Raw genomic sequence first — 24299 nt, forward strand, 5'->3', positions numbered from 1 at the left:
ACTCGATGACGACCGACCACGTGGCGTCGACCCATCCGGGCGGGGCGCCGACGGCGACTGCGGTCGACCGCGCCATGACCCCGCTCGCCGTGCTGGTGCTCGGTCTGGCCGCCGAACGACCGATGCACCCCTACGAGATGCTTCAGACCCTCCTCGCCCGCAAGGAGGACCGGTTCGCCAACATCCGACCGGGGTCGCTGTATCACACCGTCGACCGGCTTCTGGCGCGAGAGCTGTTGTGCGTCAGCGACATCGAACGCTCGGGGAACAGGCCCGAGCGCACGGTCTACGCGATCACCGACCACGGGCGGGCGGCCCTGGCACATCGGCTGACCGTGCTCCTCCAGACGCCGTCGGCGGAGTACCCCGAGCTCTACCTCGGGCTCGCCGAGGCCCACGAACTGCCCGCGGCGACCGTGATCGAGTCGCTGGCGGTGCGGATCGATGTCCTCACCGCCGAACGAGCCCTGTTCACCGTGGCCGCCGAGCAGGCGACCGGTCGCGGGGTGTCGGAGATCTACCTGCTCGACATCGGTTGTCGCTGCGCCACTCTCACCGCGCAGATCGACTGGCTGACCGACCTGCACGCCCGACTCGTCGACGGGACGCTGCCCTGGGACGCCGTCCGCGGGGGCCGCGGCGGCGGTCCACCGCTCACATCCGACGACTTCGCCACCGACCCCACGACCCGAGACGAGGGCCCACGATGACACAGGTACATCCCGCACCGGCGAAGTTCGTGCCGGTCACCGACAGGCCGTGGGCCGCGCTCGGTGCGCTGTGCATCGGGTTCTTCATGATCCTCGTCGACATGACGATCGTGGCCGTCGCGCAGCCGAAGATCCAGGAGGGCCTTGACACCGACTTCAACGGAGTCATCTGGGTGACGAGCGCCTACCTGCTGACGTATGCGGTGCCGCTGCTCATCACCGGTCGCCTCGGCGATCGTTTCGGCCCGAAGCTCATGTACCAGGCCGGACTCGTCGTCTTCACGATCGCCAGCGTGTGGTGCGGACTGTCGGGATCGATCGGTGAGCTGATCGCCGCACGCGCCCTGCAGGGACTCGGCGCCGCACTCATCACACCGCAGACGATGTCGCTCATCACCCGCATGTTCCCGGCCGAGAGGCGCGGTGCCGCAATGGGATTGTGGGGCACCGTCGCCGGTGTCGCGACCCTCGTCGGCCCCCTGCTCGGTGGGGTCCTCGTCGACGGCCTCGGTTGGGAGTGGATCTTCTTCGTCAACGTCCCCGTCGGCGTCGTCGGTCTGGTGCTCGCCTGGTGGCTGGTGCCGACCGTCGAGACCACCGGACGCCAGTTCGACCTGATCGGTGTCGCGCTGAGCGCCGCCGGCCTCACCGCGCTGGTCTTCGCCATCCAGGACGGCGAGAAGTACGACTGGGCGGCCTGGATCTGGGTACTGGCCGCGGCCGGTGTGGCCATCATGGGCGTCTTCGTGTGGTGGCAGTCGAAGATCCGCACCCAGCCGCTGGTCCCGCTGTCGCTGTTCCGTGACCGCAACTTCTCGCTGTCGAACATCGGCATCGCCACCATGGGCTTCGCCACCTCCGGACTGTTCGTGCCGATGATGTTCTTCCTGCAGCTCGTCGGCGGCATGACCCCGACGCGATCGGCGCTCATGCTCGTGCCGATGGCCCTGATCACCGGAGTGCTCGCGCCCGTCGTCGGTCGCCTCGTCGACACCGTGCACCCGCGCTACATCATCGGTACCTCGCTGGCGCTCAACGCCGTCGCGATCGGAAGCCTCGGTGTCCTCGCCCGTCCCGACACCCCGGTGTGGGTCCTGCTGCTGCCCATCGCGCTCATGGGTCTGGCCAGCGCCGGCATCTGGGCACCGTTGGCCGCCACGGCCAACCGCAACCTGCCGATGGCGCAGGCCGGCGCCGGTGCCGGTGTCTACAACACGATGCGCGTGGTGGGGTCGGTGCTCGGCAGCGCCGCGGTCGGCGCGCTGCTGCAGACGCGGCTCGCCGCCGAACTCCCCGGCGCGCAGGTCGCCTCGTCCGGCGCCACCGATCGCATCCCCGAGATCGCCCGTGACGGGTTCGCGACCGCGATGGGTCAGTCGATGTACCTGCCGGCCGCGGTGCTGGGTCTCGGCGTGATCGCCGCGCTGTTCCTGGCCCGTCCGCGGCACATGTCGGTCCCGCCGACGGCGCCGGTGGCCGCACCGACCGCCGCGGCCGCCGATCCCACCCCGGTGCACGGCACCTCCGCGCCCGCCGCGACACCGACGTCGGCGGTCGGGCAGAGCTGAGCGCCACCGCGGTTGACGCTGCCTGACCAGGTCGGATGTACTGGGCCGATGTTGTCGCGCCTCTCGATCGATCAGCGCCGTGTCCAGCTGATCGACTGCGCTCTCGACCTGGCGCAGCGCACCGGTATGTCCTCGGTGACCGTTCGCGCCGTGGCCGAGGAGGCCGGCGTCTCCCTGGGGATCGTCCACTACTGCTTCGACAGCAAGGACGCCCTGATGGCCGCCATGATCGAGCGTGCGGTCGGCGACCATCTGGCTGCGTTCCTGCGGGTGGAGAGTCTCGACGACCTCGGAGGCGACGTCGCGGCGGCCGACGTGTCCGGCCCGGTCGGCACCGACGAGCTGCGTGCGCTTCTCACCGGAGCCCTCACCTCGGTGCTCGACGTGGTCCAGGAGGCGCCCGAGCGATGGTTGGTGCTCATCGAGTCGACGGTCGTCTCGTTGCGGGCGCCGTCGACCTCGGGCGCGTACTCGACCGCGGCGCGGCAGAACGACCTCGCCGAGGACTACGGGTTGCGCTACCTGTCGGCGATCGGGGCCCGCACCGCGATGACGTGGGACGGGTCCGAACGCGCGGTGGTCCGCGCTGCGCTGCAGCTGATCTACGGGATGATCCAGTGGTGGCTGGTCGACCGCGACGACGACCGGGCGCGGACATCGATCGCGCTGCTGTGTGACTGGATCACCGAGCGCGCGACACCCGTCGTACCGGGAGCGCTCAGCGCACGGTGACCGAGATCGAGTGCAGTCCGGTGGCCCCGTCGGGATCGGGGCGTGACTCGACCGCCGACTGCTGGCGACCCTCGCCGTCGATCGCACGCACCGTGAGAACGTGGTCGCCGGGCGCGGCGTCCCACTCCCAACTCCACAGCCGCCACGTGTCGACGAGGTCGGGTGCGCGCAGGGTCGCGGTGCGCCACGCGCCGTCGTCCACACGCACCTGTACGGCGTTGATGCCGCGCGGCTGCGCCCACGCCACACCGCCCACCATCACGCGGCCTGCGCGTACGTCGGCGAGGTCACGGGGCACGTCGATCCGGGAGCTCGTCTTGATGGGTCCCTTCTCCGACCACCCGCGCGTCGACCAGTAGGCCTTCGCCCGGTCGAACCGCGTGACCTCCAGCGAGGTCACCCATTTGGTCGCCGAGACGTACCCGTAGAGCCCCGGCACCACCAACCGCGCGGGGTATCCGTGTTCGACCGGGAGCGGAGCGCCGTTCATCGCCACGGCGAGGATCGAGTCACGGTCGTCGGTGAACGCCTCGATGGGGGTGCCCGCGGTGAACCCGTCGGAGCTGCGTGAGAGCACCATGTCGGCGTCGGGCGACGGTCCGGCGCGGGCCAGCAGGTCCCGCACGCGGTACCCGGTCCACGTCGCGTTGCCGATCAGCGTCCCGCCGACCTCGTTCGACACGCAGGTGAGCGTGACCATCTTCTCGATGGCGGGCATGCGCCGCAGCTGAGCCATGTCGATCTCGAACTCGCGGTCGACCATGCCGTGGACGCGCAGAGACCATGCGCCGCTGGTGATCTGCGGCGGGGACAGCGCGGTGTCGATGCGGTAAAAGTCGCTGTTCGAGGTGATGAACGAGGGCAGCCCGTCGCCACCGTCGGCGGCGGTGTCGACCGAGTTCGTCGCGTCGGGCACCACGAAATCGGCGCGATCGCGACCGACGTCGTTGAGACGGTGGTCGAGGGCGACGCCACCGACCCCGGCGATGACCGCGCCCGCGCCGGCCGTGCCGGCCCCGATGAGGAACGCACGTCGGTCGGTGGTGGGGACCGTCTGCGTGTGGACCGGTTCGTCGGTCGAGCCCCCGGGGGCGTCGGGGATCGGGTCGGGCGCCGGATCGAGGCGGCGGGCCATCCACTGCAGGAACACGATCCCGGCGACCACGCCGACGACGGTCGGCACGAACCAGTCGGCACCACCTCCCGGTCGGGTGACCGCGGCGGCGACCCCGAGGATCCCGAACGCGGCGAACATCGCCGACCCCCAGGAGCGTGACCGACGTTCGATGACACCGGCGATCACCGCCAGGACGGCCACGATGATCCCGATACCGACCAACAGCGCGACCTTGTCTCCCGTGCCGAAGGTGCTGATCGCGAATTCGCGCACGCCCTTGGGCGTCAGATCGATGACCGCCGATCCGACCGCGTAGAGCGGTGAGGCCGCGCGATCGAACAGCGCCGCGACGAGTTGACCGACACCGATCGTCACCGCCGCCGCGACGACGCCGTTGAGTGCACGCAGGGCGATCACGGCCCGCTCGGGGCCGCGGCGCGGGGTCGCCCTGTCGGGCGTGCCCGAGTCGGGTTCGTCGAGACGGTCGGGGGTGGTGGTCACCCGATCCAGTATCCACACGGTCGGCGGCCACGCCTGCGTGGTTCCCGGGACCTGTCGGTACCCGCCCCTACGGTGGGACCATGCGCATCCTGCACACCTCCGACTGGCACATCGGTCGGACCTTCCACGGCGTCGAGCTCCTCGACGATCAACGCCGTGCGCTGGCAGATCTCGCGCGACTGGTGGCCGACGAGCGCGTCGACGTCGTGGTGGTGGCGGGCGACGTCTACGACCGGTCGGTGCCCGGATCCGACGCCGTCGAGGTCTACGACGGGGCGCTGCAGGCGATGGCGGCCGCCGGCGCGACGCTCGTCGTCACCTCCGGCAACCACGACTCGCCGACCCGCCTCGGAGCGGGGTCGTCGTTCGCCGCGGCCGGTGGTCTGCACCTGCGGACCACCGTCGACGCCATCGACGAGCCGGTGGTGCTGTCCGACGTCCACGGCGAGGTCGCGGTCTACGGCATCCCGTACCTCGAGCCGGACACCGTCCGTGACCGACTCGGGGTCCCGCAGGCGCGCAGCCACTCCGAGGTGCTCGCCGCGGCGATGGATCGCGTGCGCGGCCATCTGGCCGGGAGTCCGCGCCGCTCGGTGGTGCTCGCTCACGCGTTCGTGGTGGGTGCGGTCGCCACGGGGTCGGAGCGGTCCATCGCGGTCGGCGGCGTCGAGACGGTCCCGGTCGACACCTTCGACGGCGTCGACTACGTCGCGCTGGGCCACCTGCACTCCCCGCAGGTCGTGCGGGAGACCGTGCGCTACAGCGGTTCGCCACTGCCGTACTCGTTCGGCGAGCGCAGTCACACCAAGGCGGTGACCATCATCGACCTGGGTGCAGACGGGGTCACCGACATCCGCACCGTCGAGCTGGCGCCGGTTCGTGGGCTGAGCTCACTGCGCGGCACCCTCGACGAGCTCCTCACCTCGCCGCAGCACGAGACCGCGCTCGAGCACTACGTCGAGGCGTCGCTCACCGACGCGGTCCGGCCCGTGGATGCGTTGCGCCGCCTGCGAACCCGGTTCCCGCGCGTCGTTCACGTCGAGTGGGATCGCCCGCACTCCGCGGACGGCATCGACTACCGCAGCCGCGTGGTGAACAGGTCCGACACCGAGATCGTGCGCTCGTTCGTCAGCGACGTGCGCAGCGCCCCGACGCCCGGCGAGACAGCATTGCTCGATCTCGCGATCCGCGCCGTCGTCGGCGAACCCGAGTCCGACCACCCGGTCGAGCTGACGCTGTTCGAGCTCGACCCCGGCCTCACCGCATGAGGCTGCACACCCTGCAGATGAGTGCTTTCGGCCCCTTCGCCGAGGAGGCCGCGGTCGATTTCGACGCCCTCGGGTGCGACGGGTTGTTCCTCCTGCACGGCCAGACCGGGGCGGGCAAGACCACCGTCCTCGACGCGGTCGCGTTCGCCCTGTTCGGACGCGTTCCGGGTGCACGGGACGAGGATCGGCGGCTGGTGTCCGATCATGCACCGGCCGGCGACATCCCCCTTGTCGTTCTCGAGGCCACCATCGGCGGTCGACGTATGCGCGTGTCCCGGTCGCCCGAGCACCGCCGTCGGAAGAAGCGGGGGGAGGGGTTCACGACCGTGCCCGCCGCCGGGACGCTGGTGTGGCTCGACGGGTCCGGTCCGTCGCTGAGCCGCCTGAGCGACATCGGCGAGGTGATCTCCCGCATCCTCGGGATGAGCGCCGAGCAGTTCTTCCAGGTGGTTCTGCTGCCGCAGGGGGATTTCGCCCGCTTCCTACGCGCTGCCACCGACGACCGGGAGAAGTTGCTCGAGAAGCTGTTCGAGACCGATCGCTTCAACGATCTCGAGGCGTGGCTGCGTGATCGGGCGCGATCGACCCGCGCCGAACGGAGGGATCGCGAACAGACCGTCGACCGGATCGCGGCGCAGATCGCCGGGCTCGTCGGCGACGAGCAACCGATGGAGGCCGATCCCGACTGGGCGCAGGCCCATCTCGAGGCCGCCCGCGTCGACGCGGCCGACGCCGCCGCCGCACTGCAGCGAGCCCGGGACTCCGCGCAGACCGCCGACGCCGCGCTCGCCGCCGACACCCGCACGCACGACCTGCAGTCGCGTGCCGCACTCGCCCGCACCCGCCTCGACGCGCTCGACAGCAGTCGCGAGCTCCTCGACTCCGCGCGCGACGCCCTCGACGCGGCACGGTGCGCCGAGCCGATCCGGCCCCTGATCGACGACCGCGACCGGGCCCACGCGCTCAGCGCGCGGGCACAGGCGTCGCTCGCCGACGCGACCCGATCACTGGTCGACCTCCCCGAGGGGGCGGGTCTGCTCGGCGAACTCTCGTGGCCCCCGGCGCACTCCGACACCGCGACCATCGACGCCCACATCGATCGCTGGTCGGCCGAGTCGGGTCGGCTGGCCCCGATCGCCGAGCGTGCGCGGCGGCGACCGCAGATCGTGGCCACGATCGACGGGCTCGAGGCCGAGTCGGCGGCCGCGGTCGCGACCCTGGAGGAGATCGACCGCGAGTCGACGTCGCTGCCGGCCGCACTGGCGGCGGCGCAGGAGGCGGTCGACGCATCCCGGACGATGGGCTCCCGACTGCCCGGCCTGCGGGAGCGGCTGACCGCGGCGCGATCGAGACACGCAGCGGCGCAACGTCTTCCCGCGCTCGACGAAGCGCTGACCCGTGCCCGTACCGCCGCGGCGGCGGCCCACGAGCGTCACCTCGCCACGCGGGAGCGACAGCTGACGCTGCAGCAACGCCGTATCGACGGGATGGCCGCCGAGCTCGCCGGGCGTCTGCGCGCGGGCGAGCACTGCGCGGTGTGCGGTGCCGTCGAGCACCCGGCTCCCGCGGTCGCGAGCGGCGCCCCGGTGTCGGAGGCGGAACAGATCGACGCGGACTACGCCGAGAAGCAGGCCGCCGACCGCCGCGCGGTCGCCGTCGATCGACTCGCGACGGCCGAACGGGAACGTGCGGTGGTGGCCGAGGCCTGTCGCGGTGTGACGATCGAGGACGCCGCAGCCGAGGTGGTCCGGCTCGCCGACGAGGCGGACACCATCGAGACGATCGCCGCGGCCCTCGACGCCCGCATCGCCGCCGCCGATGAGATCGCCTCGTGCGTCGATGATCTCCGCTCACGCGCCGCCGCGACACGCGAGGCGCAGGCCGGTCGCCGCGAACGCATCGCGACCCTGGGCGCCGACCTCGCCGATCTCGACGCGGAGGTGTCGGCGGCGACCGACGGCACCGGGACGGTGCACGAGCGTCGCGACCACCTCGCAGCCCTGTGTCGGTCGTCGACCGCGCTGCGGGACGCACGCGTCGCCGCCGAGCACGCCGACGCCCGGGCGCGGGAGATCACCCGGCGGATCGAGACCCTCGCCGCCGAGGCCGGATTCGTCGACGTCGCGCAGGCCTGTGCGGCCCTGGCCGATCCGGCGACGGTCACCTCCTGGGACGAGCAGATCCGACAGGCGTCCGCGATCCGCGCGGCCGCGGTGGCGACCCTCGACGACCCGGAGGTGGCCGCGGCCGCCGCCGGGGACCCCGTCGACCTCGCTCACCGCGCACGGGACCACGAAGCGAGCGCGACGGCACTCGACGCGGCCACGCATCGACACTCGCGCGCCGCCGACCGCTTCGCCCGACTGCAGGACCTCGCGGCGGGGTACTGGTCGGCGCTGTCGGTGCTCGCTCCGGTGCTCGAACGCGACCGCGAGGTGCAGGGGCTGGCCGATCTGGTCGCCGGGCGGGGACAGAACTCCCGCCAGATGTCGCTTCGCTCCTACGTGCTGGCGGCCCGACTCGAGGAGGTGCTGGTCGCGGCGTCGACACGACTGCGCGAGATGTCCTCGGGGCGGTACGAATTCGCCCACACCGACGCGGCGGCATCGCGCGGACGACGCAGCGGTCTCGGGATCGAGGTGCGCGACGAGTACACCGGCGCGGTACGCCCCGCCACGACACTGTCGGGCGGGGAGACGTTCTTCGCATCCCTGGCGCTCGCGTTGGGCCTCGCCGACGTCGTGTCAGCGGAGTCCGGTGGTCGCGTCCTCGACACCATGTTCATCGACGAGGGCTTCGGCACCCTCGACCCCGAGGCGCTCGATCTCGTGATGCGCGTGCTCGACGACCTCCGTTCCGGGGGGCGGGTGGTCGGTGTCGTGAGTCACGTCGACGAGATGAAGGCGCGGATACCCGCGCAACTCCACGTGATCCGCGCCGAGGCCGGTTCCCGTCTGGCCATGGTGGGCGCGGCGGTCTGACCCGTCGTCGCACTCCCCACCACCGACTTTGGGGGCGGGGTCGCCGGTGCGATAGTCTTTCCCTCGCCCATCGAGCCCCCGTAGCTCAGGGGATAGAGCGTCCGCCTCCGGAGCGGAAGGCCGCAGGTTCGAATCCTGCCGGGGGCACCACACATCTCTCGCCCTGCGGTCGTATGCCGGCGAATCTAGGCTCGTCCCATGAGAATGCTGCTGTCCTTCTACGGCAGTCGAGGTGACGTGCAGCCGGGCCTGTGCCTGGGACTCGAACTCCTCCGCCGCGGCCACGACGTCGAGATGGCGTTGCCCCCCAATTACGTCGCCGACGCCGCGGGCATGGGCCTACGGGCCCACCCGGTGGGACTCGACAGCGAGTCGTACTGGGAGTCCGACCGCGCGCGGCGCATCCTGTCGACCGGCAATCCCGTCACGAAATTCCGTCTGGCGCAGGCGCAGGTCCGCGAGGGGTTCGCCCGATTCGACGCCGACCTCGTGGCACTCGTGCGCGACCTGGCGGACAGCAAGGCCCTCGACGGTCTCATCAGCGGACCGCTGGGCCAGGACCGCGTCGCCGATCTCGCCGAGTACCTCGACGTCGAGATGGCCACGGTGCGACTGTGTGCGATGTCGGAGAACGGTGCGATCTGTGCCGTCCCGACCCGTCACCGGCTGCCGCCGGTGGTGAACCGGGCGTCGTGGCGTCTGGTGGACACCCTCACGTGGACCTTCTCACGGTCGTCGCAGAACCGGTTCCGTGCGTCGCTGGGGCTGCCGGCGGCGTCGCAGTCGATGCCCGAGCGCCTGCGGCGGTCGAACACGCTGCAGATTCAGGCCTACGACGCCGCGCTGTTCCCGGGCCTGGCCGCGGAATGGGACGACCGCAAACCCGTCGTCGGCTTCTTTGACCTCCCGGCCGGCAGGCGCCCTGCCGGCGACACCCCGTCGGGCGACGACGGTCTCGACGGCTGGCTGAACGGGGGAGCGCCGCCGGTGCTGATCGCCTTCGGCAGTGCGCCCGTCGGCGACCCCGAGGCGGTACACCGTGCCGTCGCCGAGGCCACACGCCGGGAGGGGGTGCGCGCGCTGGTGGGTGTCGCTGGCCGACCCGTCGGCGTCGATCCCGACAACCCGCACCTCTTCGTCGCCGGCCGGCTCGACCATCCCACCGTGCTGCCCCGACTCGCCGCCGCGGTGCATCACGGCGGTGCGGGCACCACCGCGGCCACCCTGCGTGCGGGCCTGCCGACGATGGTCTGCGCGGCCGGCGCCGACCAGGCCCACTGGGGTGCACAGATCACCCGGCTCGGTGTGGGGACGGCGACCAGGCTGTCGGGGCTCGACGCCGACACACTGGCCGCGGGGCTGCGGGTGCTGGCCGATCCGGCCACGGTGGGGCGCGCACGCGCTCTCCGCACGCAACTGACCGCACCGACCGTCGCGGTGAACGATGCCGCGAAACGCATCGAGTCGGCGTTCACCCGCATCGCGGTGTGAGACGCCGACTCGATGGTCGCGCTGTTCTCGGGCGGTTCTCACCGCCGGGTGATCACCCCTTGACGCAGGTGAACTGCATGACGTCGATCATGTCCTTGCGGAACGACGCGGCGCAGCCGCTCAAGTACTTGACGTAGGTGTTGTAGTTCGCGCGGCCGCACAGGGCGATGGCCTCGTCGCGGTGCTCGCCGAGAGCCTTGCTCCACGCGTCGAGGGTGCGCGCGTAGTGCAACTGCAGCGGCTGGATCTTCTCGACGGTGAAACCGGCGGCGGTGGCGCCGTCGGTGACCTGCTTGGGCAGCGGGAGCTGTCCGCCGGGGAAGATCTCGGTCGCGATGAAGCGCAGGAACGCGAAATCGTCCTTGCTGATCTTGTTGCCGGTCTCGTGGTGGTGCGAGAGGCCGTAGGCGGTGATGGTGTGGAGCAGCATCTTGCCGTCGTCGGGCAGCGCGTTGTACGCGAAGTTGAAGAACTGCTCGTAGCGCTCGAAACGGAAGTGCTCGAACGCGCCGATGCTGACGATGCGGTCGACCTTGCCGTCGAACTCCTCCCAGCCCTGCAGGCGGATGTCGCCCGAGAGACCGGTCTCGGCGGCCTTGGCCTCGACGAGCTTCTTGACGTGGCCGTACTGGTTCTTGCTCAGCGTCAGGCCGATCACGTTGACGCCGTACTTCTCCATGGCGCGCAGCGCGGTGGCACCCCAGCCGCAGCCGACGTCGAGGAGGGTCATCCCGGGCTCGAGGCCCAGCTTGCCCAGCGACAGGTCGATCTTCGCGAGCTGTGCCTCGTTCAGCGACATGTCCTCGCGCTCGAAGTACGCACAGCTGTAGGTGCGGGACTCGTCGAGGAAGAGGGCGAAGAAATCGTCGCTCAGGTCGTAGTGGGCCTGAACGTCCTCGAAGAACGGTGTTTCAGTGGTCACAGGTGAACCTCTTTCGTGTGCTCGCACCAGCGAGGAGCCAGTGGTCGTGTGGTGCCCACACTTCGGTGGGCTCGATCGGTGATTGCGCGCCGGCGTGATGACACCGGCGCCGCGGTCATCTCAGCGCCACCGTGGCGGTTGCGCGACCGAAGATCCGCTTGCCCCGGAAGGTCGCACCGAGCGCGATCGTAGCCGTCCTCGCCTCGTCGTCCAGCGATTTGACGCGTCCAGTGTATTCGACCTCGGCGGGGGCATCCTCGGCGACGTAGGCGATTCCGGTGAACCGCACACGATAATCGCGAACGGCTGTCGGATCTCCCACCCACCCGGTGACGAACGACGATCCGATGCCCATCGTCAGCATCCCGTGCGCGGCGCAGGTGTCGAGTCCCACGACACCCGCTGCCCGCTCGCTCCAGTGGATGGGGTTCCAGTCGGCGGAGATGCCCGCGTAGTTCACCAGGTCACCGCGGCGGAGGGTCACGGTCTTCGGCGGCAGCACATCGCCCACGGAGACATCCTCGAACCGCGGCACGGCTGCGTCGAGATCGTGGTCCCAGGTGCCGATCGGTGGGGTGGGAACCCCGTCGATCTCCTGCCAGCCGGTCGTCGTGGGCGGCGAGAAGTCGCCCATCATCACATCGGAGAGCGCGGCGGCGAGTTCGGGTTCGGCGTGCGCACCGCGCCGACCCGCCGCGGTGGTCAGGAGCGTGGCGACGAGCTCGCCACTGTCGTTGATCAGCAGCCCCTCGACGATGATCGTGTCGCCGCCGGCCTTCTGACGGATGGGCGTCAGTCCCATGGTCAGCGAGAGACGGTCGCCGGCGTGCATGGGCCGGTGGTAGGTGAACACCTGGTCGGTCTGGACGAACGCGCTGGTGTCGTACTCGAGCAGCACGTTGTCGAGCAGCCAGTTCAGACCGCTGCCGGCGAGGCGGGCGGTGAAGGTCAGGGGCGCGACCAGGCCGCTGTGTCCGCGGTCGGCGGCGGCCTTCTCGTCCCAGTGGACGATGTGGCCGTCCTTCATCGAGCGGGCGAACTCCCGGATCTCCTCGCGACCGATCTGATAGTGGTCGTCGGGCCGGTAGTACTGCGTCCAGTCACGATCTTCGGAGCTGACGTCCTCGGGCTTCACGATCTCCTCTGTGGGTGGCGATCACTTGTGATGGGTCGAGAATCGCCGATCATCGTCGCACGCGACCGCGGGCGGCGACGATCGTGTGCGACGCGCGTCCGCGTGCGGTCGCGTGGCTCAGTTCATCGACAGCGGTGCGACGCCGCGTTCGGTCAGCATCGCCGTCATCGTCTGCGCCTCGTTCTCCTGCGTGTTGATCATCTGCTGCGCCAGGGTCCGTACGTAGTCCTGCGAGACGTGCCCGGGATCGGCCGCGTACTCCATCATGGGCAGGCCGCCCTGGTGGTGTCGCAGCATCAGTTGCAGGAAGTAGGCGTCGAGCGCGGTCCCGCTCATGGTCCGCAGCCGGCTCATCTCACTCGCCGTCGCCATGCCCGGCATGAGCGGCGTCGTGGTCCCGTTGCCCGCGGTCATCGTCATCGGGCCCGACATCGATCCACCCGACATGGCCCCACCCGACATGGAGTGGTGATCCGCCATCCAGTCCATCGCCGTCGACGGGTTGTCCAGCGGGTAGCCCCACCGGGTCAGCCACGACTGCATCTGGCCGATCTGGTTGGTCTGCTGGGTGAGGATGTCGTAGGCCAGCGACCGCACCTGCGGATCGGATCCCTTGCTCAGGGCGATCGTCGCCATCTCCACGCCCTGGGAATGATGGGTCGACATGTCCTGGGCGAAACCGACCGCCGCGGAGTTCGAGGCGGGTGTGGCGTCGGAGCCGGTGCTCGAGTCCACCGTCCGACCGACCACCAGGCCGAGACCCACGCCGATCAGCAGCAGCGCCACCCCGCCGAGCACGAGCAGGGCCGGGAGCTGCCTGCGCAGCGACGATCGCCGGTCGGGTTCGCTGTCGGTGTCGTGTGCGGCGAGGGTCGTGTCGGTGCTCATGACCTCAGCCCGCCGGGGTCGAGGTCGGGGCGGGGACGGTGGCGCCCCCCGTCGCGCCCGCCTCGTCGGTCGCCTGCTGGGTGCCCGCGCCGTTCATGGGCACCGCGTTCGCGGGCACGGGTCCGGAGTCGGCCGGCGGCGGGTTGCTGGGGTCGAAGGCGCCGGGGATGGCGGCACATTCGGCGCCGACCTCGGGATACGACGACTGCTGCGGCTGGCCGGGGTAGACGTTGGTCTGCGAGTTGCGGCGCAGCGCGGTGATGAAGTGGTCGACACGGGAGTCGCTCGCGGAGTCGAGCTTGAGCTGGTGGCCCCACGACTGCAGCGAGATCGGTGTGCTCAGACCCGGGTAGGGCGACATGAGGGTGTACGGCCTGCCCTCGACCTTGCTCTTGAGGATGTCGACGTCGCCGGCCTTCACCGTCTGGGGGTTGTAGGTGATCCAGATCGAGCCGTGCTCGAGGGCGTGGACGGCGTTCTCGGTGCGCAGCTGGTTCGGGTAGACGATCCCGGTGCAGGTGGCCCACACCGCGTCGTGCGGACCGCCGAACGGCGGCGACTGGTCGTAGGCGACGCGCTGGGTGGGGGAGACGTGCTGGCCCGCGGGATAGAAGATCTTCACCACACCGGGGATGTCGTCGGACGGGTCGGGATTCGAGGCCGAGGGGACGAACTTCTGGGTCTCCTCGCGGTCGATGTACTTCGGGGCCAGATAGGCCGCGAGACCACCGACGATGGCCACGACCACCACGACCGCGGCGATCGTCATCCACGGGATCGGGCGGCGTCCGCCCGCCTTGACCACGGGAACGGTGCCGGGCTTGGTCTTCTTCTTCTTCTTCTGGGAGGACGGCGTGCGGGGGACCGGCGGAGCCGACGGGGTGTTCGTCGAGTTCGTGTTCGGTGCCGGCCGGGGGCTCTCGGTCGCCATCACTGCCTTTCGGTTCGAGGATGCGCGGCACAGTCTACTGGCCACCGGCGCGGCGCCGGTCGATCGCGAACGCGGTGGGCAGCCGTGACCGCGATTGTCGCCACGCCGCGGCAGGCCAATAGGATGGTGCCTCGTGACTCCCACCGATCTGTCCACCGTGTTGCGTGATGCCACCACCACGGTGCTCACCCGGCGCGGACTCGACACCTCGGTGGTCCCCGAGACGGTGGTGGTCGAGCGGCCTCGCAACCCCGACCACGGCGACTACGCCACCAACATCGCCCTGCAGATCGGCAAGCGGGTCGCCACGGCGCCGCGCGATCTCGCCGGGTGGCTCGTCGAGGAACTCCGGTCGCAGCCGAGCATCGCCTCGGCCGAGATCGCGGGTCCGGGATTCGTCAACCTGCGGCTCGCCGCGGCGACTCAGAACGCCACCGTCGCGACCGTGTTGTCGGCCGGGTCCGACTACGGGCGGGGCACCGACCTGCAGGGCACCGCGATCAACCTGGAGTTCGTCTCGGCGAACCCGACCGGTCCGATCCACCTCGGGGGCACCCGCTGGGCCGCGGTCGGTGACGCCCTGGGCCGCGTGCTCGATGCGCAGGGCGCGGCGGTGACCCGCGAGTACTACTTCAATGACCACGGCACCCAGATCGACCGGTTCGCGCGGTCGCTGCAGGCGGCGGCCCTGGGCGAACAGACCCCGGAGGAGGGGTACGCGGGCGCCTACATCGGCGAGATCGCCGCCGACGTCGTCGCCGCGAACCCCGGCGTGCTCGAACGCCCCGAGGCCGATCGACTCGAGGTCTTCCGGTCGACCGGTGTCGAGCTCATGTTCGACCACATCAAGCGGAGCCTCGACGATTTCGGGACGCACTTCGAGGTGTTCACCCATGAGAACTCGATGTTCACGTCCGGCAGCGTCGACGAGTGCATCGCGGAGTTGAAGGCCAACGGCAACCTCTACGAGAACGACGGCGCGTGGTGGTTGCGCTCCACCGACTTCGGTGACGACAAGGACCGCGTCGTCATCAAGCGGGACGGTGAGGCCGCCTACATCGCAGGCGACATCGCCTATTTCCGCGACAAGCGGCGGCGCGGGTTCGACCTGTGCATCTACATGCTCGGTGCCGATCACCACGGATACATCAAGCGCCTCAAGGCGGCTGCGGGCGCACTCGGTGACGACCCGGCCACCGTCGAGGTGCTCATCGGTCAGATGGTGAACCTGGTGCGCGACGGGGTGCCGGTGCGGATGAGCAAGCGGGCGGGCACGGTCATCACCCTCGACGACCTCGTCGACGCGGTGGGGGTGGACGGCGCCCGCTACTCGTTGATCCGGTCGTCGGTCGACGTCAACCTCGACATCGATCTGGATCTGCTGACCACGCAGTCGAACGAGAACCCGGTCTACTACGTGCAATACGCGCACGCGCGTCTCTCGGCGATCGCGCGCAACGCCGCCGACCTCGGGATCACCGCATCCGACGCGCATCTGGAGTTGCTCGCCGAACCCGCCGAGGGCGAGCTCATCCGTACCCTCGGCGACTTCCCCGCAGTGGTGGCGACCGCGGCGCACCTGCGCGAGCCGCACCGGATCTGTCGATATCTCGAGAGTCTGGCCGCGTCGTACCACCGGTTCTACGACCGGTGTCGCGTGCTGCCCCAGGGCGACGAGGAGCCCGGTGACATCCACGCCGCCCGCCTCGCCCTGTGCTCGGCGACGCGGCAGGTGATCGCCAACGGCCTCGACCTCGTCGGCGTCAGCGCACCGGAGCGGATGTGATGGCCCACCCCGCAGGTCCCCGCCACGCCGAGGACACGGCGCGTCCGCACCCGGCGGAGCGTCCAAGGTCGGCGGACGAGCTCGTCGAGCTGCCCGCCGCGGTGTGGCCGCGCAACGCCGCCCGCGGCGACGACGGTGTCGTGACCCTGGCCGGAGTCGGTGTCGACGCACTCGCCGCCGAACACGGGACACCCCTGTTCGTCATCGACGAGGCCGATTTCCGTTCACGCTGTGCCGACATGCTCGCCGCGTTCGGCGCGACCGGTCGGGTGCACTACGCCTCGAAGGCGTTCCTGTGCACCGAGATCGCGCGATGGGTCGAGCAGGAGGGCCTCTCGCTCGACGTCTGCTCGGGTGGCGAGCTCACCGTCGCGCTGCGCGCCGGGTTCCCCGCCCATCGGATCGCATTGCACGGCAACAACAAATCTCCCGAGGAACTGCAGCAGGCGGTCGAGAGCGGCGTCGGACACATCGTGGTCGACTCGGCCATCGAGATCGAACGCCTCGACGCCGCCGCCGGTGCGGCCGGGGTCGTCGCCGATGTCCTGATCCGCGTGACCGTCGGCGTCGAGGCCCACACGCACGAGTTCATCTCCACCGCCCACGAGGACCAGAAGTTCGGCTTCTCGCTCAGCGGCGGTGTCGCGATGGACGCGGTGCGCCGTGTCTTCGCCGCCGACAACCTCCGACTCGTGGGCCTGCACAGCCACATCGGCTCGCAGATCTTCGATCTCGACGGCTTCGAACTCGCCGCCCATCGAGTGCTGGGTCTGCTCAGCGACGTGGTCGCCGAGTTCGGCGTCGACAAGACCGCCCAGCTGTCGGTGCTCGATCTCGGTGGGGGACTGGGAATCTCGTACATCCCCAGCGACGACCCGCCGCCGGTCGACGAGGTCGCCGCGACCCTCGTCGACATCGTGACCCGGCAATCTGCCCAGCTCGGACTGCCCACCCCGATCCTCGCCGTCGAGCCCGGACGCGCGATCGCCGGTCCCGGCACGGTCACCCTGTACCGCGTCGGCACGGTGAAGGACGTCGCCATCGGCGGTGGCGCACACCGTCGCTACGTGTCGGTCGACGGCGGCATGAGTGACAACATCCGCACCTCGCTGTACCAGGCCGAATACGACGTCCGGCTGGTGTCACGCACCTCCGCGGCCACCGCCGTGGTCAGCCGCGTCGTCGGAAAGCACTGCGAGAGCGGCGACATCGTCGTCAAGGACTGCTGGCTGCCGTCCGACGTGGCCCCCGGTGACCTCCTCGCCGTGGCGGCGACCGGTGCGTATTGCTACACGATGTCGAGCCGGTACAACATGGCGACGCGTCCGGCCGTGGTGGCCGTGCGTGACGGTGTGTCGCGACCGGTGCTGCGACGGGAGACCGTCGCGGATCTGTTGAGTCTGGAGGTGACCGAATGACCGAACACTCGCACCGACCCATCGGGGTCGCGGTACTGGGTATGGGCAACGTGGGGGCCGAGGTGGTCCGTATCCTGTTGCAGAACGCCGACGACCTCCAGGCCCGTGTCGGCGCGCCCATCGAGATCCGTGGCATCGCCGTGGCTGACCTCGGCAAGGCGCGCGCGTGTGCGACATCGCTGCTGACCGACGACCCTGCCGCCCTGGTGAAGCGCCCCGACGTCGACATCGTCGTCGAGCTCATCGGCGGGATCGACGTCCCTCGCACGCTGATCGCCAGTGCACTCGAGCACGGCAAGTCGGTCGTCACCGCGAACAAGGCTCTGCTCGCCGACTACACCGGCGAACTCGCGACGCTCGCCGCCGACGCGAAGGTCGACCTCTACTTCGAAGCGTCGGTCGCCGGTGCCATCCCGGTGATCCGTCCGTTGATGCAGTCGCTCGCCGGCGACACGGTGCAGCGCGTGGCCGGAATCGTCAACGGCACCACCAACTTCATCCTCTCCGCCATGGACGCCGACGGCGAGGACTACGACGTGGTCCTCGCCGAAGCCGGACGCCTGGGATACGCCGAGGCCGACCCCACCGCCGACGTCGAGGGATACGACGCGGCGGCCAAGGCGGCCATCCTCGCGTCGATCGCGTTCCACAGCCGCGTCACCGCGGGTGACGTCCACCGTGAGGGCATCTCCTCGATCACCGCCGCCGACCTGGCCTCGGCGGCGACGCTGGACTGCACGATCAAGCTCCTGTCGATCTGTGAGCGGATCGTCGATTCCGCGGGACGGCAACGGATCTCGGCGCGGGTCTACCCGGCACTGGTCCCGTTGACCCACCCGCTGGCGAGCGTCAACGGTGCGTTCAACGCCGTCGTGGTCGAGGCGGAGAACGCCGGTCGGCTGATGTTCTACGGACAGGGCGCGGGCGGTGCACCCACCGCGTCGGCGGTCCTGGGTGACCTCGTGATGGCCGCGCGCAACAAGGTGCACGGTGGCCGTGGCCCCCTCGAGTCGACCTATGCGTCCCTCCCGATCGCACCGATGGGCGATGTGAACACCCGCTACTACGTCTCGATGAAGGTGGCCGATCGGCCCGGTGTGCTGGCGACCGTGGCGGGGGAGTTCTCCGCGCGCAACGTCAGCATCGCGACCGTGCGCCAGGAGGGTGCCGAGGAGAACGCCCGGCTCATCGTCGTCACACACCGCGCGCCCGATTCGGCGCTGTCGGAGACGGTCGACGCACTCACCGAGCTCGACTCCGTGTTGAGCGTGTCCAGCGTCCTGCGCCTGGAGGGAACAGATGACTGACAGTGGAACGCAAGGTCGGGCCGTCCACCGAGCCTGGCCGGGTCTCATCGAGGCCTACCGGCACCGACTCCCCGTCGAACCCGATGGCAAGGTGGTCACCCTGCTCGAGGGTGGCACCCCGCTGATCAGCGCCCCGCACCTGTCGGAACTCACCGGGTGCGAGGTCTACCTCAAGGTCGAGGGGGCGAACCCGACCGGGTCGTTCAAGGACCGGGGCATGACGATGGCGGTCAGCAATGCGGTCAACCAGGGCAAGACCGCGGTGCTGTGTGCCTCGACCGGCAACACCTCGGCGTCGGCCGCCGCGTACGCCACCCGGGCGGGCATCACCTGCGCCGTGCTCATCCCCACCGGCAAGATCGCCATGGGCAAGCTCGCCCAGGCTGTCATGCACGGGGCCAAGATCATCCAGGTCAAGGGCAATTTCGACGACTGCCTCGAGCTCGCGCGGAAGGCCACGGCGGAGTTCTCCGAGATCGAGCTCGTCAACTCGGTCAACCCGGCGCGGATCGAGGGCCAGAAGACCGCGGCGTTCGAGATCGTCGACGTCCTCGGTCGCGCCCCCGACGTCCACGCGTTGCCGGTCGGCAACGCGGGCAACATCACCGCCTACTGGAAGGGCTACGCCGAGTACCACGCCGACGGCGTGTCCTCCTCGCGTCCCCGCATGCTCGGTGTGCAGGCCGCGGGCGCGGCGCCGCTGGTCAGCGGGCATCCGGTCAAGAACCCCGAGACCGTCGCCACCGCCATCCGCATCGGCTCGCCCGCGAGCTGGCAGCAGGCGGTCGACGCGAAGGACTCCTCGGGCGGACAGTTCCTCGCCGCCACCGACGAGAAGCTCCTCGAGGCCTACCGTCTCGTGGCCGGGCGAGAGGGCGTGTTCGTCGAACCGGCGTCGGCGGCCAGCGTCGCCGGGCTGCTCGCCGCACGTGCCGACGGTTGGATCTCCGCCGGTGAGTTGGTGGTGTGCACGGTCACCGGCAACGGCCTGAAGGACCCCGACACCGCGCTGGCCGGGATGCCCGAGGTCCAGGCCATCGACGTCGATCCCGCCGCCGTCGCGCGCGCACTCGATCTGAGCTGACCGCCGCGATGAATCAGCCACTGCCGCTAAGCGTCTCGTGCTCGGTACGGGTCCCGGCGTCGTCGGCCAACCTCGGGGCGGGTTTCGATTCACTGGGCCTCGCGCTCGACATCTACGACGATCTGATCGTCACGACCATCGCGTCGGGCGTGCGGGTCAGCGTCGACGGTGAGGGCGACGGCGCCGTCCCCCTCGACGACACCCATCTCGTGGTCCGGGCCCTGTTGCGTGGACTCGACGCCGGCGGGGTCGGATCAACCGGACTCGAGATCGTGTGTCGCAACGCCATCCCGCACGCGCGGGGGCTCGGGTCCTCGGCGGCCGCCGTCGTCTCGGGCCTCGCCGCGGCCTCGGGGCTGATGGCGAAAAGCGGTTTAAGGCAACCGTTCTCGACCGAGGAACTCATCCAGCTCGCGAGCGAGTTCGAAGGCCATCCCGACAACGCCGCGGCGAGCGTCCTCGGGTCGGCGGTGGTGTCGTGGACCGAGTTCGTCGACGGTGTCGCGCGCTATCACGCCCGACCGCTGGCCGTGCACCCCGCGATCGCGGTGACCGCGTTCATCCCGTCGACCGAGTCCTCGACGTCACTGACCCGCGGACTGCTCCCCGACGCGGTCCCGCGTGCCGACGCGGTCTTCAACGTGAGCCGCAGTGCGCTGGCCGTCGTGGCGCTCACCAGTGATCCCGGGTGCCTGCACGCCGCGACCGCCGATCGTCTCCATCAGCACTATCGCGCACCGGTACTGCCCGACACGACCCATGTCGTCGACGAACTGCGTGGTCGCGGTGTCGCGGCGTTCGTCTCCGGCGCCGGGCCCTCGGTCCTCGCCCTGCACGACCAACCGCTACCCGCGGCCGCCGTCGAACACGCCGCACGCGTGGGATTCGCGGCCCGGTCCCTGCGGGTGGCCGGTCCCGTCGACGTGCGCTGACCGCGACCGCTCGTCGACACCCGGCCACCGCGACGCGCCGGGAGGCCCGGTATTGCCCGACGTCGGGTTCGTGGTTAGCATGAAGAGGTCTCGCTGCGGACGTCTGTCCACATTGCGCCTCTTCGCCGATATCCCTGCACACGGTGTCTGCCCGACCATCGGGCGTGCCGGCACACCATCGGGACTCGATCGACGACGGCGCACCTGCAGACGCCATCACGGCGGCAGACCCACCACACTTGACCCCGTCCTTCTCGACGGGCACGAGATCCGCGCCGCCATGGCGGGGATGATCGCCACCCCCGGCGCAGGCTGAAGACCTGCGGGGGAACGAAAGGAAATCCGTGACCGATACGGACCTCATCTCGACACCTGCGGCCGACGCGTCGTCGGGGACGACGGCGACCGCCGCACCCACCAAGACCAAACCCGCCCGCGCCGGCGGTCTGAGCTCGATGGTCCTCACCGAATTGCGTCAACTGGCCGGGGAGCTCGGTATCAAGGGGACCTCGGGGATGCGCAAGGGCGACCTCGTCGCGGCCATCGCCGACCGGCAGGGCGGCGATTCCTCCCGCGCCTCCCGAGAGCGGACCAACCAGGCTCCTGCCGCGGCCAAGGCCACCGAGGCGCCGGTCGACACGACCGCTCGCGCCGACGTCGCGTCCGGCCGGACGGCCGACGGAGCCCCGGCAACCGACGGTGCCTCGACCAGCAGCGCCACGAACGACGGCGCCAAGGACGACAGCGCCAAGGACGACAGCGGGAAGAACGGCGGGGCCCAGAACGGCGAGACGGCGACGGGCGACACAGCAGGTGACCGCACCCGGCGTCGCAACCGTGACGGATCCGGACGTGACGCCGGCGAACGGGAAGCCACCCAGCGTGAGGGCGGCGCGGACCGCCCCGCCCAGGATCGTGCGGCCACCGACCGCGGCGAGCAGGACGGCTCCGGTCGGACGCGTGAGGGTGGACGCAATGCCAACCGTGGCGAGGGTGGCGGTCGGTCGGGCAACGCCAACGGCGGCAATCGTGGCGACAACGCCAACGGTGGCAACCGTGGTGAGAACGCCAACGGTGGCAACCGTGGTGACAACGCCAACGGCGGCAACCGCGGCGACAACGGCAACGGTGGCAACCGCGGCGACAACGGCAACGGTGGCAACCGCGGCGAGAACAGCCGTGGCGACAACACCAATCGCGACGGCAGCCAGAACCGTGACGGCAACCGCAACAACGGTCCTCGCGACGACGATGATGACGGCACCGGCCGGGGTCGGCGCGGTCGTCGCTTCCGCGAGCGTCGTCGTGGACGCGATCGTGACGGCCAGGGCGGCGGCAACAACGAGCGCGAGCCGCAGGTCAACGACGACGACGTGTTGCAGCCGGTCGCGGGCATCCTCGACGTTCTCGACAACTACGCCTTCGTGCGGACCTCCGGTTACCTCGCCGGGCCCAACGACGTCTACGTGTCGATGAATCTTGTGCGCAAGAACGGTCTGCGCCGCGGCGACGCGCTCACCGGCGCGGTGAAGCTGCCGCGCGACGGTGAGCAGCAGAGCAACCAGCGCCAGAAGTTCAACCCCCTCGTACGTCTGGACTCGGTTAACGGTGCCGACGTGGAATCGGCGCGCAACCGCCCCGAGTTCGGGAAGCTCACCCCGCTCTACCCGAACGAGCGACTGCGCCTCGAGACCCGTCCCGAGCAGCTCGACACCCGCGTGATCGACCTGATCATGCCGATCGGCAAGGGCCAGCGCGCCCTCATCGTCTCGCCGCCCAAGGCCGGCAAGACGACGATCATGCAGGACATCGCGAACGCGATCTCGATCAACAACCCCGAGTGCTACCTCATGGTGGTCCTCGTCGACGAACGGCCCGAAGAGGTCACCGACATGCAGCGATCGGTGAAGGGTGAGGTCATCGCCTCGACCTTCGACCGGCCGCCGTCGGATCACACCTCGGTCTCCGAGCTGGCCATCGAGCGCGCGAAGCGCCTCGTGGAGAACGGCAAGGACGTCGTCGTCCTCCTCGACTCGATCACCCGACTCGGGCGTGCGTACAACAACGCGTCGCCGGCATCGGGCCGCATCCTGTCCGGTGGTGTCGACTCCACCGCGCTCTACCCGCCGAAGCGATTCCTCGGCGCGGCCCGCAACATCGAGAACGGTGGGTCGCTCACCATCATCGCCTCGGCGCTGGTGGAGACCGGGTCGACCGGTGACACGGTCATCTACGAGGAGTTCAAGGGCACCGGCAACGCCGAGCTCAAGCTCGACCGCAAGATCGCCGAGCGCCGCGTCTTCCCTGCGGTCGACGTGAACCCGTCGAACACGCGCAAGGACGAGCTGCTGATGTCGCGCGAGGAGTTCGCCATCGTGCACAAGCTGCGTCGCGTCCTGTCGGGGCTCGATTCACAGCAGGCGATCGACCTGTTGATCTCGCAGCTCAAGAAGACGACCACCAACATCGAGTTCCTGATGCAGGTGCAGAAGAACACCCCGAACGTCCCCGGCCAGGAGTGACGTCACGCCGGTGACGGCCGTTCGGCCGTCCCGTCAGGCGTCGGGTACGGCGTCGGCCGGTAGCGGAGAGGTGTCGAACCGCGGCGGGTCGGCGACGTCGTACACGCCGGTCGCCGCGCACGTCCCGCCGACCTCCGGGTGTCCGGCGTAGCGGCGGTCCTCGGGATACACGCCGAGCCGTCCGTTCTGCCGTGTCGCGGTGATGAACTCGTCGATGCGGGGGTCGTCGGCCCGGTCGACCTTCAGTTGGTGTCCCCACGACTGGATCGAGATCGGTCGGTCCAGGGTGGGGTAGGGCGACATCAGCGTGTGGTCGCGTCCCTGCACCCGGGCGGCGAGTGCTGCCACTCCTGCCGCGTCGACCCGCGCCGGGTCGTAGGTCACCCATACCGCGCCGTGCTCCATGGAGTGCACAGCGTTCTCGCTGCGTAGGGCGACGGGGTAGACGATGCCGGTGCAGGTCGCCCAGACCGCGTCGTGGCGACCCCCGATGGGCGGGGAGAACTGATAGCGGACGCGTTTGCCCGGACCCACATGGCCGCCCACGTAGAACTTCTTCACCACGCCGGGGATGCGCGTCGCCGGATCGGGGTCGTCGACGGTGGGCACGAACCCCGACGCAGATGCATCAGAGTCGTCGGTGATGCCGGGGCGGGTGAGCGCGAACACGCCGACGCCGAGGACCACGGCGGCCACCAGCACGCCGATCACCACGTCCAGCACGCGTCCGCGTCGTGTAAGCGCCATCGATGTCCCCTCGGTTTGCGGCGATCGCCCATCGCCGGCCGCCACTGTAGTGGCGTACGCGGCCTCGGGAATTATCCCAGGTGAGCGCCGGTTGAAGCCCATGTCGGGTGCGATCGGCACCGGCGGCACCGATTCGGTCCGCAGGCGTCGTTCTGGCATACTCGTCACGGTTGTGCGCCACCCCGGTGCACATCATCACAGTCCGGTTCCGGTTCACACCGCCCCCGCACACGCGGAGATCGGTGACCCGGCGACCATG

At 70.1% G+C, this 24299-nt stretch carries 18 protein-coding genes and 1 tRNA gene; 13 read left to right on the forward strand and 6 right to left on the reverse strand.

Annotated features, from left to right (window positions below):
- Positions 1 to 5: 5 nt before the first annotated feature.
- Genes TU34_RS07555 through TU34_RS07565 form a run of 3 tightly spaced genes read left to right on the forward strand, consistent with a single transcriptional unit; the run spans position 6 to position 3010 of the window.
- A complete protein-coding gene (locus TU34_RS07555; protein WP_150116441.1) occupies positions 6 to 710 on the forward strand; it encodes a PadR family transcriptional regulator in 705 nt (234 codons plus the stop codon).
- Complete coding sequence (locus TU34_RS07560; RefSeq protein WP_045822183.1) at positions 707 to 2278, forward strand: MFS transporter; 1572 nt, start codon at positions 707 to 709, stop codon at positions 2276 to 2278. Before TU34_RS07555 ends, TU34_RS07560 begins: the two co-directional genes overlap by 4 nt.
- A gap of 48 nt (positions 2279 to 2326) precedes the next feature.
- Complete coding sequence (locus tag TU34_RS07565; protein WP_045822184.1) at positions 2327 to 3010, forward strand: TetR/AcrR family transcriptional regulator; 684 nt, start codon at positions 2327 to 2329, stop codon at positions 3008 to 3010.
- Here TU34_RS07565 and TU34_RS07570 read toward each other — a convergent pair.
- The gene (locus TU34_RS07570; RefSeq protein WP_338062992.1) at positions 2997 to 4628 is read right to left on the reverse strand and encodes a molybdopterin-dependent oxidoreductase; all 1632 of its coding nucleotides are present in this window, start codon (positions 4626 to 4628) and stop codon (positions 2997 to 2999) included. The genes TU34_RS07565 and TU34_RS07570 overlap by 14 nt on opposite strands.
- Positions 4629 to 4708: 80 nt before the next feature.
- Between TU34_RS07570 and TU34_RS07575 the strand changes: the two genes are divergently transcribed.
- From TU34_RS07575 to TU34_RS07590, 4 genes are all read left to right on the forward strand, one after another.
- Entirely contained in the window at positions 4709 to 5896 is a 1188-nt protein-coding gene (locus TU34_RS07575) for an exonuclease SbcCD subunit D (protein WP_045822185.1), read from the forward strand.
- Positions 5893 to 8877, forward strand: coding sequence for an AAA family ATPase (locus tag TU34_RS07580; protein ID WP_045822186.1), 2985 nt, complete (start codon positions 5893 to 5895; stop codon positions 8875 to 8877). The genes TU34_RS07575 and TU34_RS07580 overlap by 4 nt, the downstream gene beginning before the upstream one ends.
- Before the next feature lie 74 nt (positions 8878 to 8951).
- A tRNA-Arg gene (locus TU34_RS07585) sits at positions 8952 to 9027 on the forward strand.
- Positions 9028 to 9075: 48 nt separating this feature from the next.
- Positions 9076 to 10368 carry a glycosyltransferase gene (locus tag TU34_RS07590; RefSeq protein ID WP_045822187.1) on the forward strand — a complete coding sequence of 431 codons (1293 nt, stop codon included), beginning with the start codon at positions 9076 to 9078 and terminating at the stop codon, positions 10366 to 10368.
- A 52-nt stretch (positions 10369 to 10420) separates the two neighbouring features.
- On the opposite strand, the gene TU34_RS07595 is transcribed toward TU34_RS07590, so the two are convergent.
- The 4 genes from TU34_RS07595 to TU34_RS07610 form a co-directional block, all read right to left on the reverse strand.
- Positions 10421 to 11290 (reverse strand): cyclopropane mycolic acid synthase family methyltransferase, encoded by an 870-nt coding sequence (locus tag TU34_RS07595; RefSeq protein WP_045822188.1) that lies wholly within the window; start codon positions 11288 to 11290, stop codon positions 10421 to 10423.
- Positions 11291 to 11405: 115 nt separating this feature from the next.
- Positions 11406 to 12425: a fused (3R)-hydroxyacyl-ACP dehydratase subunits HadA/HadB gene (locus TU34_RS07600; RefSeq protein ID WP_052688807.1), complete on the reverse strand. Its 1020-nt coding sequence runs from the start codon at positions 12423 to 12425 to the stop codon at positions 11406 to 11408.
- A gap of 117 nt (positions 12426 to 12542) precedes the next feature.
- Positions 12543 to 13313, reverse strand: a complete 771-nt coding sequence (locus TU34_RS07605; protein ID WP_045822190.1) for a DUF305 domain-containing protein — start codon at positions 13311 to 13313, stop codon at positions 12543 to 12545.
- Between the two features lie 4 nt (positions 13314 to 13317).
- Entirely contained in the window at positions 13318 to 14244 is a 927-nt protein-coding gene (locus tag TU34_RS07610; RefSeq protein ID WP_082079981.1) for a DUF3105 domain-containing protein, read from the reverse strand.
- Between the two features lie 133 nt (positions 14245 to 14377).
- Between TU34_RS07610 and argS the strand changes: the two genes are divergently transcribed.
- From argS to rho, 6 genes are all read left to right on the forward strand, one after another.
- Positions 14378 to 16030 carry an arginine--tRNA ligase gene (gene argS / locus TU34_RS07620; protein ID WP_045822193.1) on the forward strand — a complete coding sequence of 551 codons (1653 nt, stop codon included), beginning with the start codon at positions 14378 to 14380 and terminating at the stop codon, positions 16028 to 16030.
- Positions 16027 to 17448, forward strand: coding sequence for a diaminopimelate decarboxylase (gene lysA, locus TU34_RS07625; RefSeq protein WP_045822194.1), 1422 nt, complete (start codon positions 16027 to 16029; stop codon positions 17446 to 17448). The genes argS and lysA overlap by 4 nt, the downstream gene beginning before the upstream one ends.
- On the forward strand, positions 17445 to 18755 hold the full coding sequence (locus TU34_RS07630) for a homoserine dehydrogenase (RefSeq protein ID WP_045822195.1): 1311 nt from the start codon (positions 17445 to 17447) through the stop codon (positions 18753 to 18755). Before lysA ends, TU34_RS07630 begins: the two co-directional genes overlap by 4 nt.
- A complete protein-coding gene (gene thrC / locus TU34_RS07635) occupies positions 18748 to 19839 on the forward strand; it encodes a threonine synthase (protein ID WP_045822196.1) in 1092 nt (363 codons plus the stop codon). The genes TU34_RS07630 and thrC overlap by 8 nt, the downstream gene beginning before the upstream one ends.
- A gap of 8 nt (positions 19840 to 19847) precedes the next feature.
- Positions 19848 to 20771 carry a homoserine kinase gene (gene thrB, locus TU34_RS07640; protein ID WP_045822197.1) on the forward strand — a complete coding sequence of 308 codons (924 nt, stop codon included), beginning with the start codon at positions 19848 to 19850 and terminating at the stop codon, positions 20769 to 20771.
- Positions 20772 to 21115: 344 nt separating this feature from the next.
- Positions 21116 to 23293 carry a transcription termination factor Rho gene (gene rho, locus TU34_RS07645; RefSeq protein ID WP_045822198.1) on the forward strand — a complete coding sequence of 726 codons (2178 nt, stop codon included), beginning with the start codon at positions 21116 to 21118 and terminating at the stop codon, positions 23291 to 23293.
- A gap of 33 nt (positions 23294 to 23326) precedes the next feature.
- On the opposite strand, the gene TU34_RS07650 is transcribed toward rho, so the two are convergent.
- Complete coding sequence (locus tag TU34_RS07650) at positions 23327 to 24040, reverse strand: DUF3105 domain-containing protein (RefSeq protein ID WP_045822199.1); 714 nt, start codon at positions 24038 to 24040, stop codon at positions 23327 to 23329.
- Positions 24041 to 24299: the final 259 nt, after the last annotated feature.

Source organism: Williamsia herbipolensis, from assembly GCF_000964005.1.
Lineage (GTDB): Bacteria > Actinomycetota > Actinomycetes > Mycobacteriales > Mycobacteriaceae > Williamsia_A > Williamsia_A herbipolensis.

What these genes read in the sequence shown, in the direction of transcription:
- TU34_RS07580 (WP_045822186.1), top strand. Translation starts at nt 5,893, where the DNA reads ATGAGGCTGCACACCCTGCAGATGAGTGCTTTCGGCCCCTTCGCCGAG.
- TU34_RS07565 (WP_045822184.1), top strand. Translation starts at nt 2,327, where the DNA reads ATGTTGTCGCGCCTCTCGATCGATCAGCGCCGTGTCCAGCTGATCGAC.
- TU34_RS07605 (WP_045822190.1), bottom strand. Translation starts at nt 13,313, where the DNA reads ATGAGCACCGACACGACCCTCGCCGCACACGACACCGACAGCGAACCC.
- thrB (WP_045822197.1), top strand. Translation starts at nt 19,848, where the DNA reads ATGAATCAGCCACTGCCGCTAAGCGTCTCGTGCTCGGTACGGGTCCCG.
- TU34_RS07610 (WP_082079981.1), bottom strand. Translation starts at nt 14,244, where the DNA reads ATGGCGACCGAGAGCCCCCGGCCGGCACCGAACACGAACTCGACGAAC.
- TU34_RS07575 (WP_045822185.1), top strand. Translation starts at nt 4,709, where the DNA reads ATGCGCATCCTGCACACCTCCGACTGGCACATCGGTCGGACCTTCCAC.
- TU34_RS07555 (WP_150116441.1), top strand. Translation starts at nt 6, where the DNA reads ATGACGACCGACCACGTGGCGTCGACCCATCCGGGCGGGGCGCCGACG.
- TU34_RS07560 (WP_045822183.1), top strand. Translation starts at nt 707, where the DNA reads ATGACACAGGTACATCCCGCACCGGCGAAGTTCGTGCCGGTCACCGAC.
- TU34_RS07630 (WP_045822195.1), top strand. Translation starts at nt 17,445, where the DNA reads ATGACCGAACACTCGCACCGACCCATCGGGGTCGCGGTACTGGGTATG.
- thrC (WP_045822196.1), top strand. Translation starts at nt 18,748, where the DNA reads ATGACTGACAGTGGAACGCAAGGTCGGGCCGTCCACCGAGCCTGGCCG.
- TU34_RS07650 (WP_045822199.1), bottom strand. Translation starts at nt 24,040, where the DNA reads ATGGCGCTTACACGACGCGGACGCGTGCTGGACGTGGTGATCGGCGTG.
- TU34_RS07590 (WP_045822187.1), top strand. Translation starts at nt 9,076, where the DNA reads ATGAGAATGCTGCTGTCCTTCTACGGCAGTCGAGGTGACGTGCAGCCG.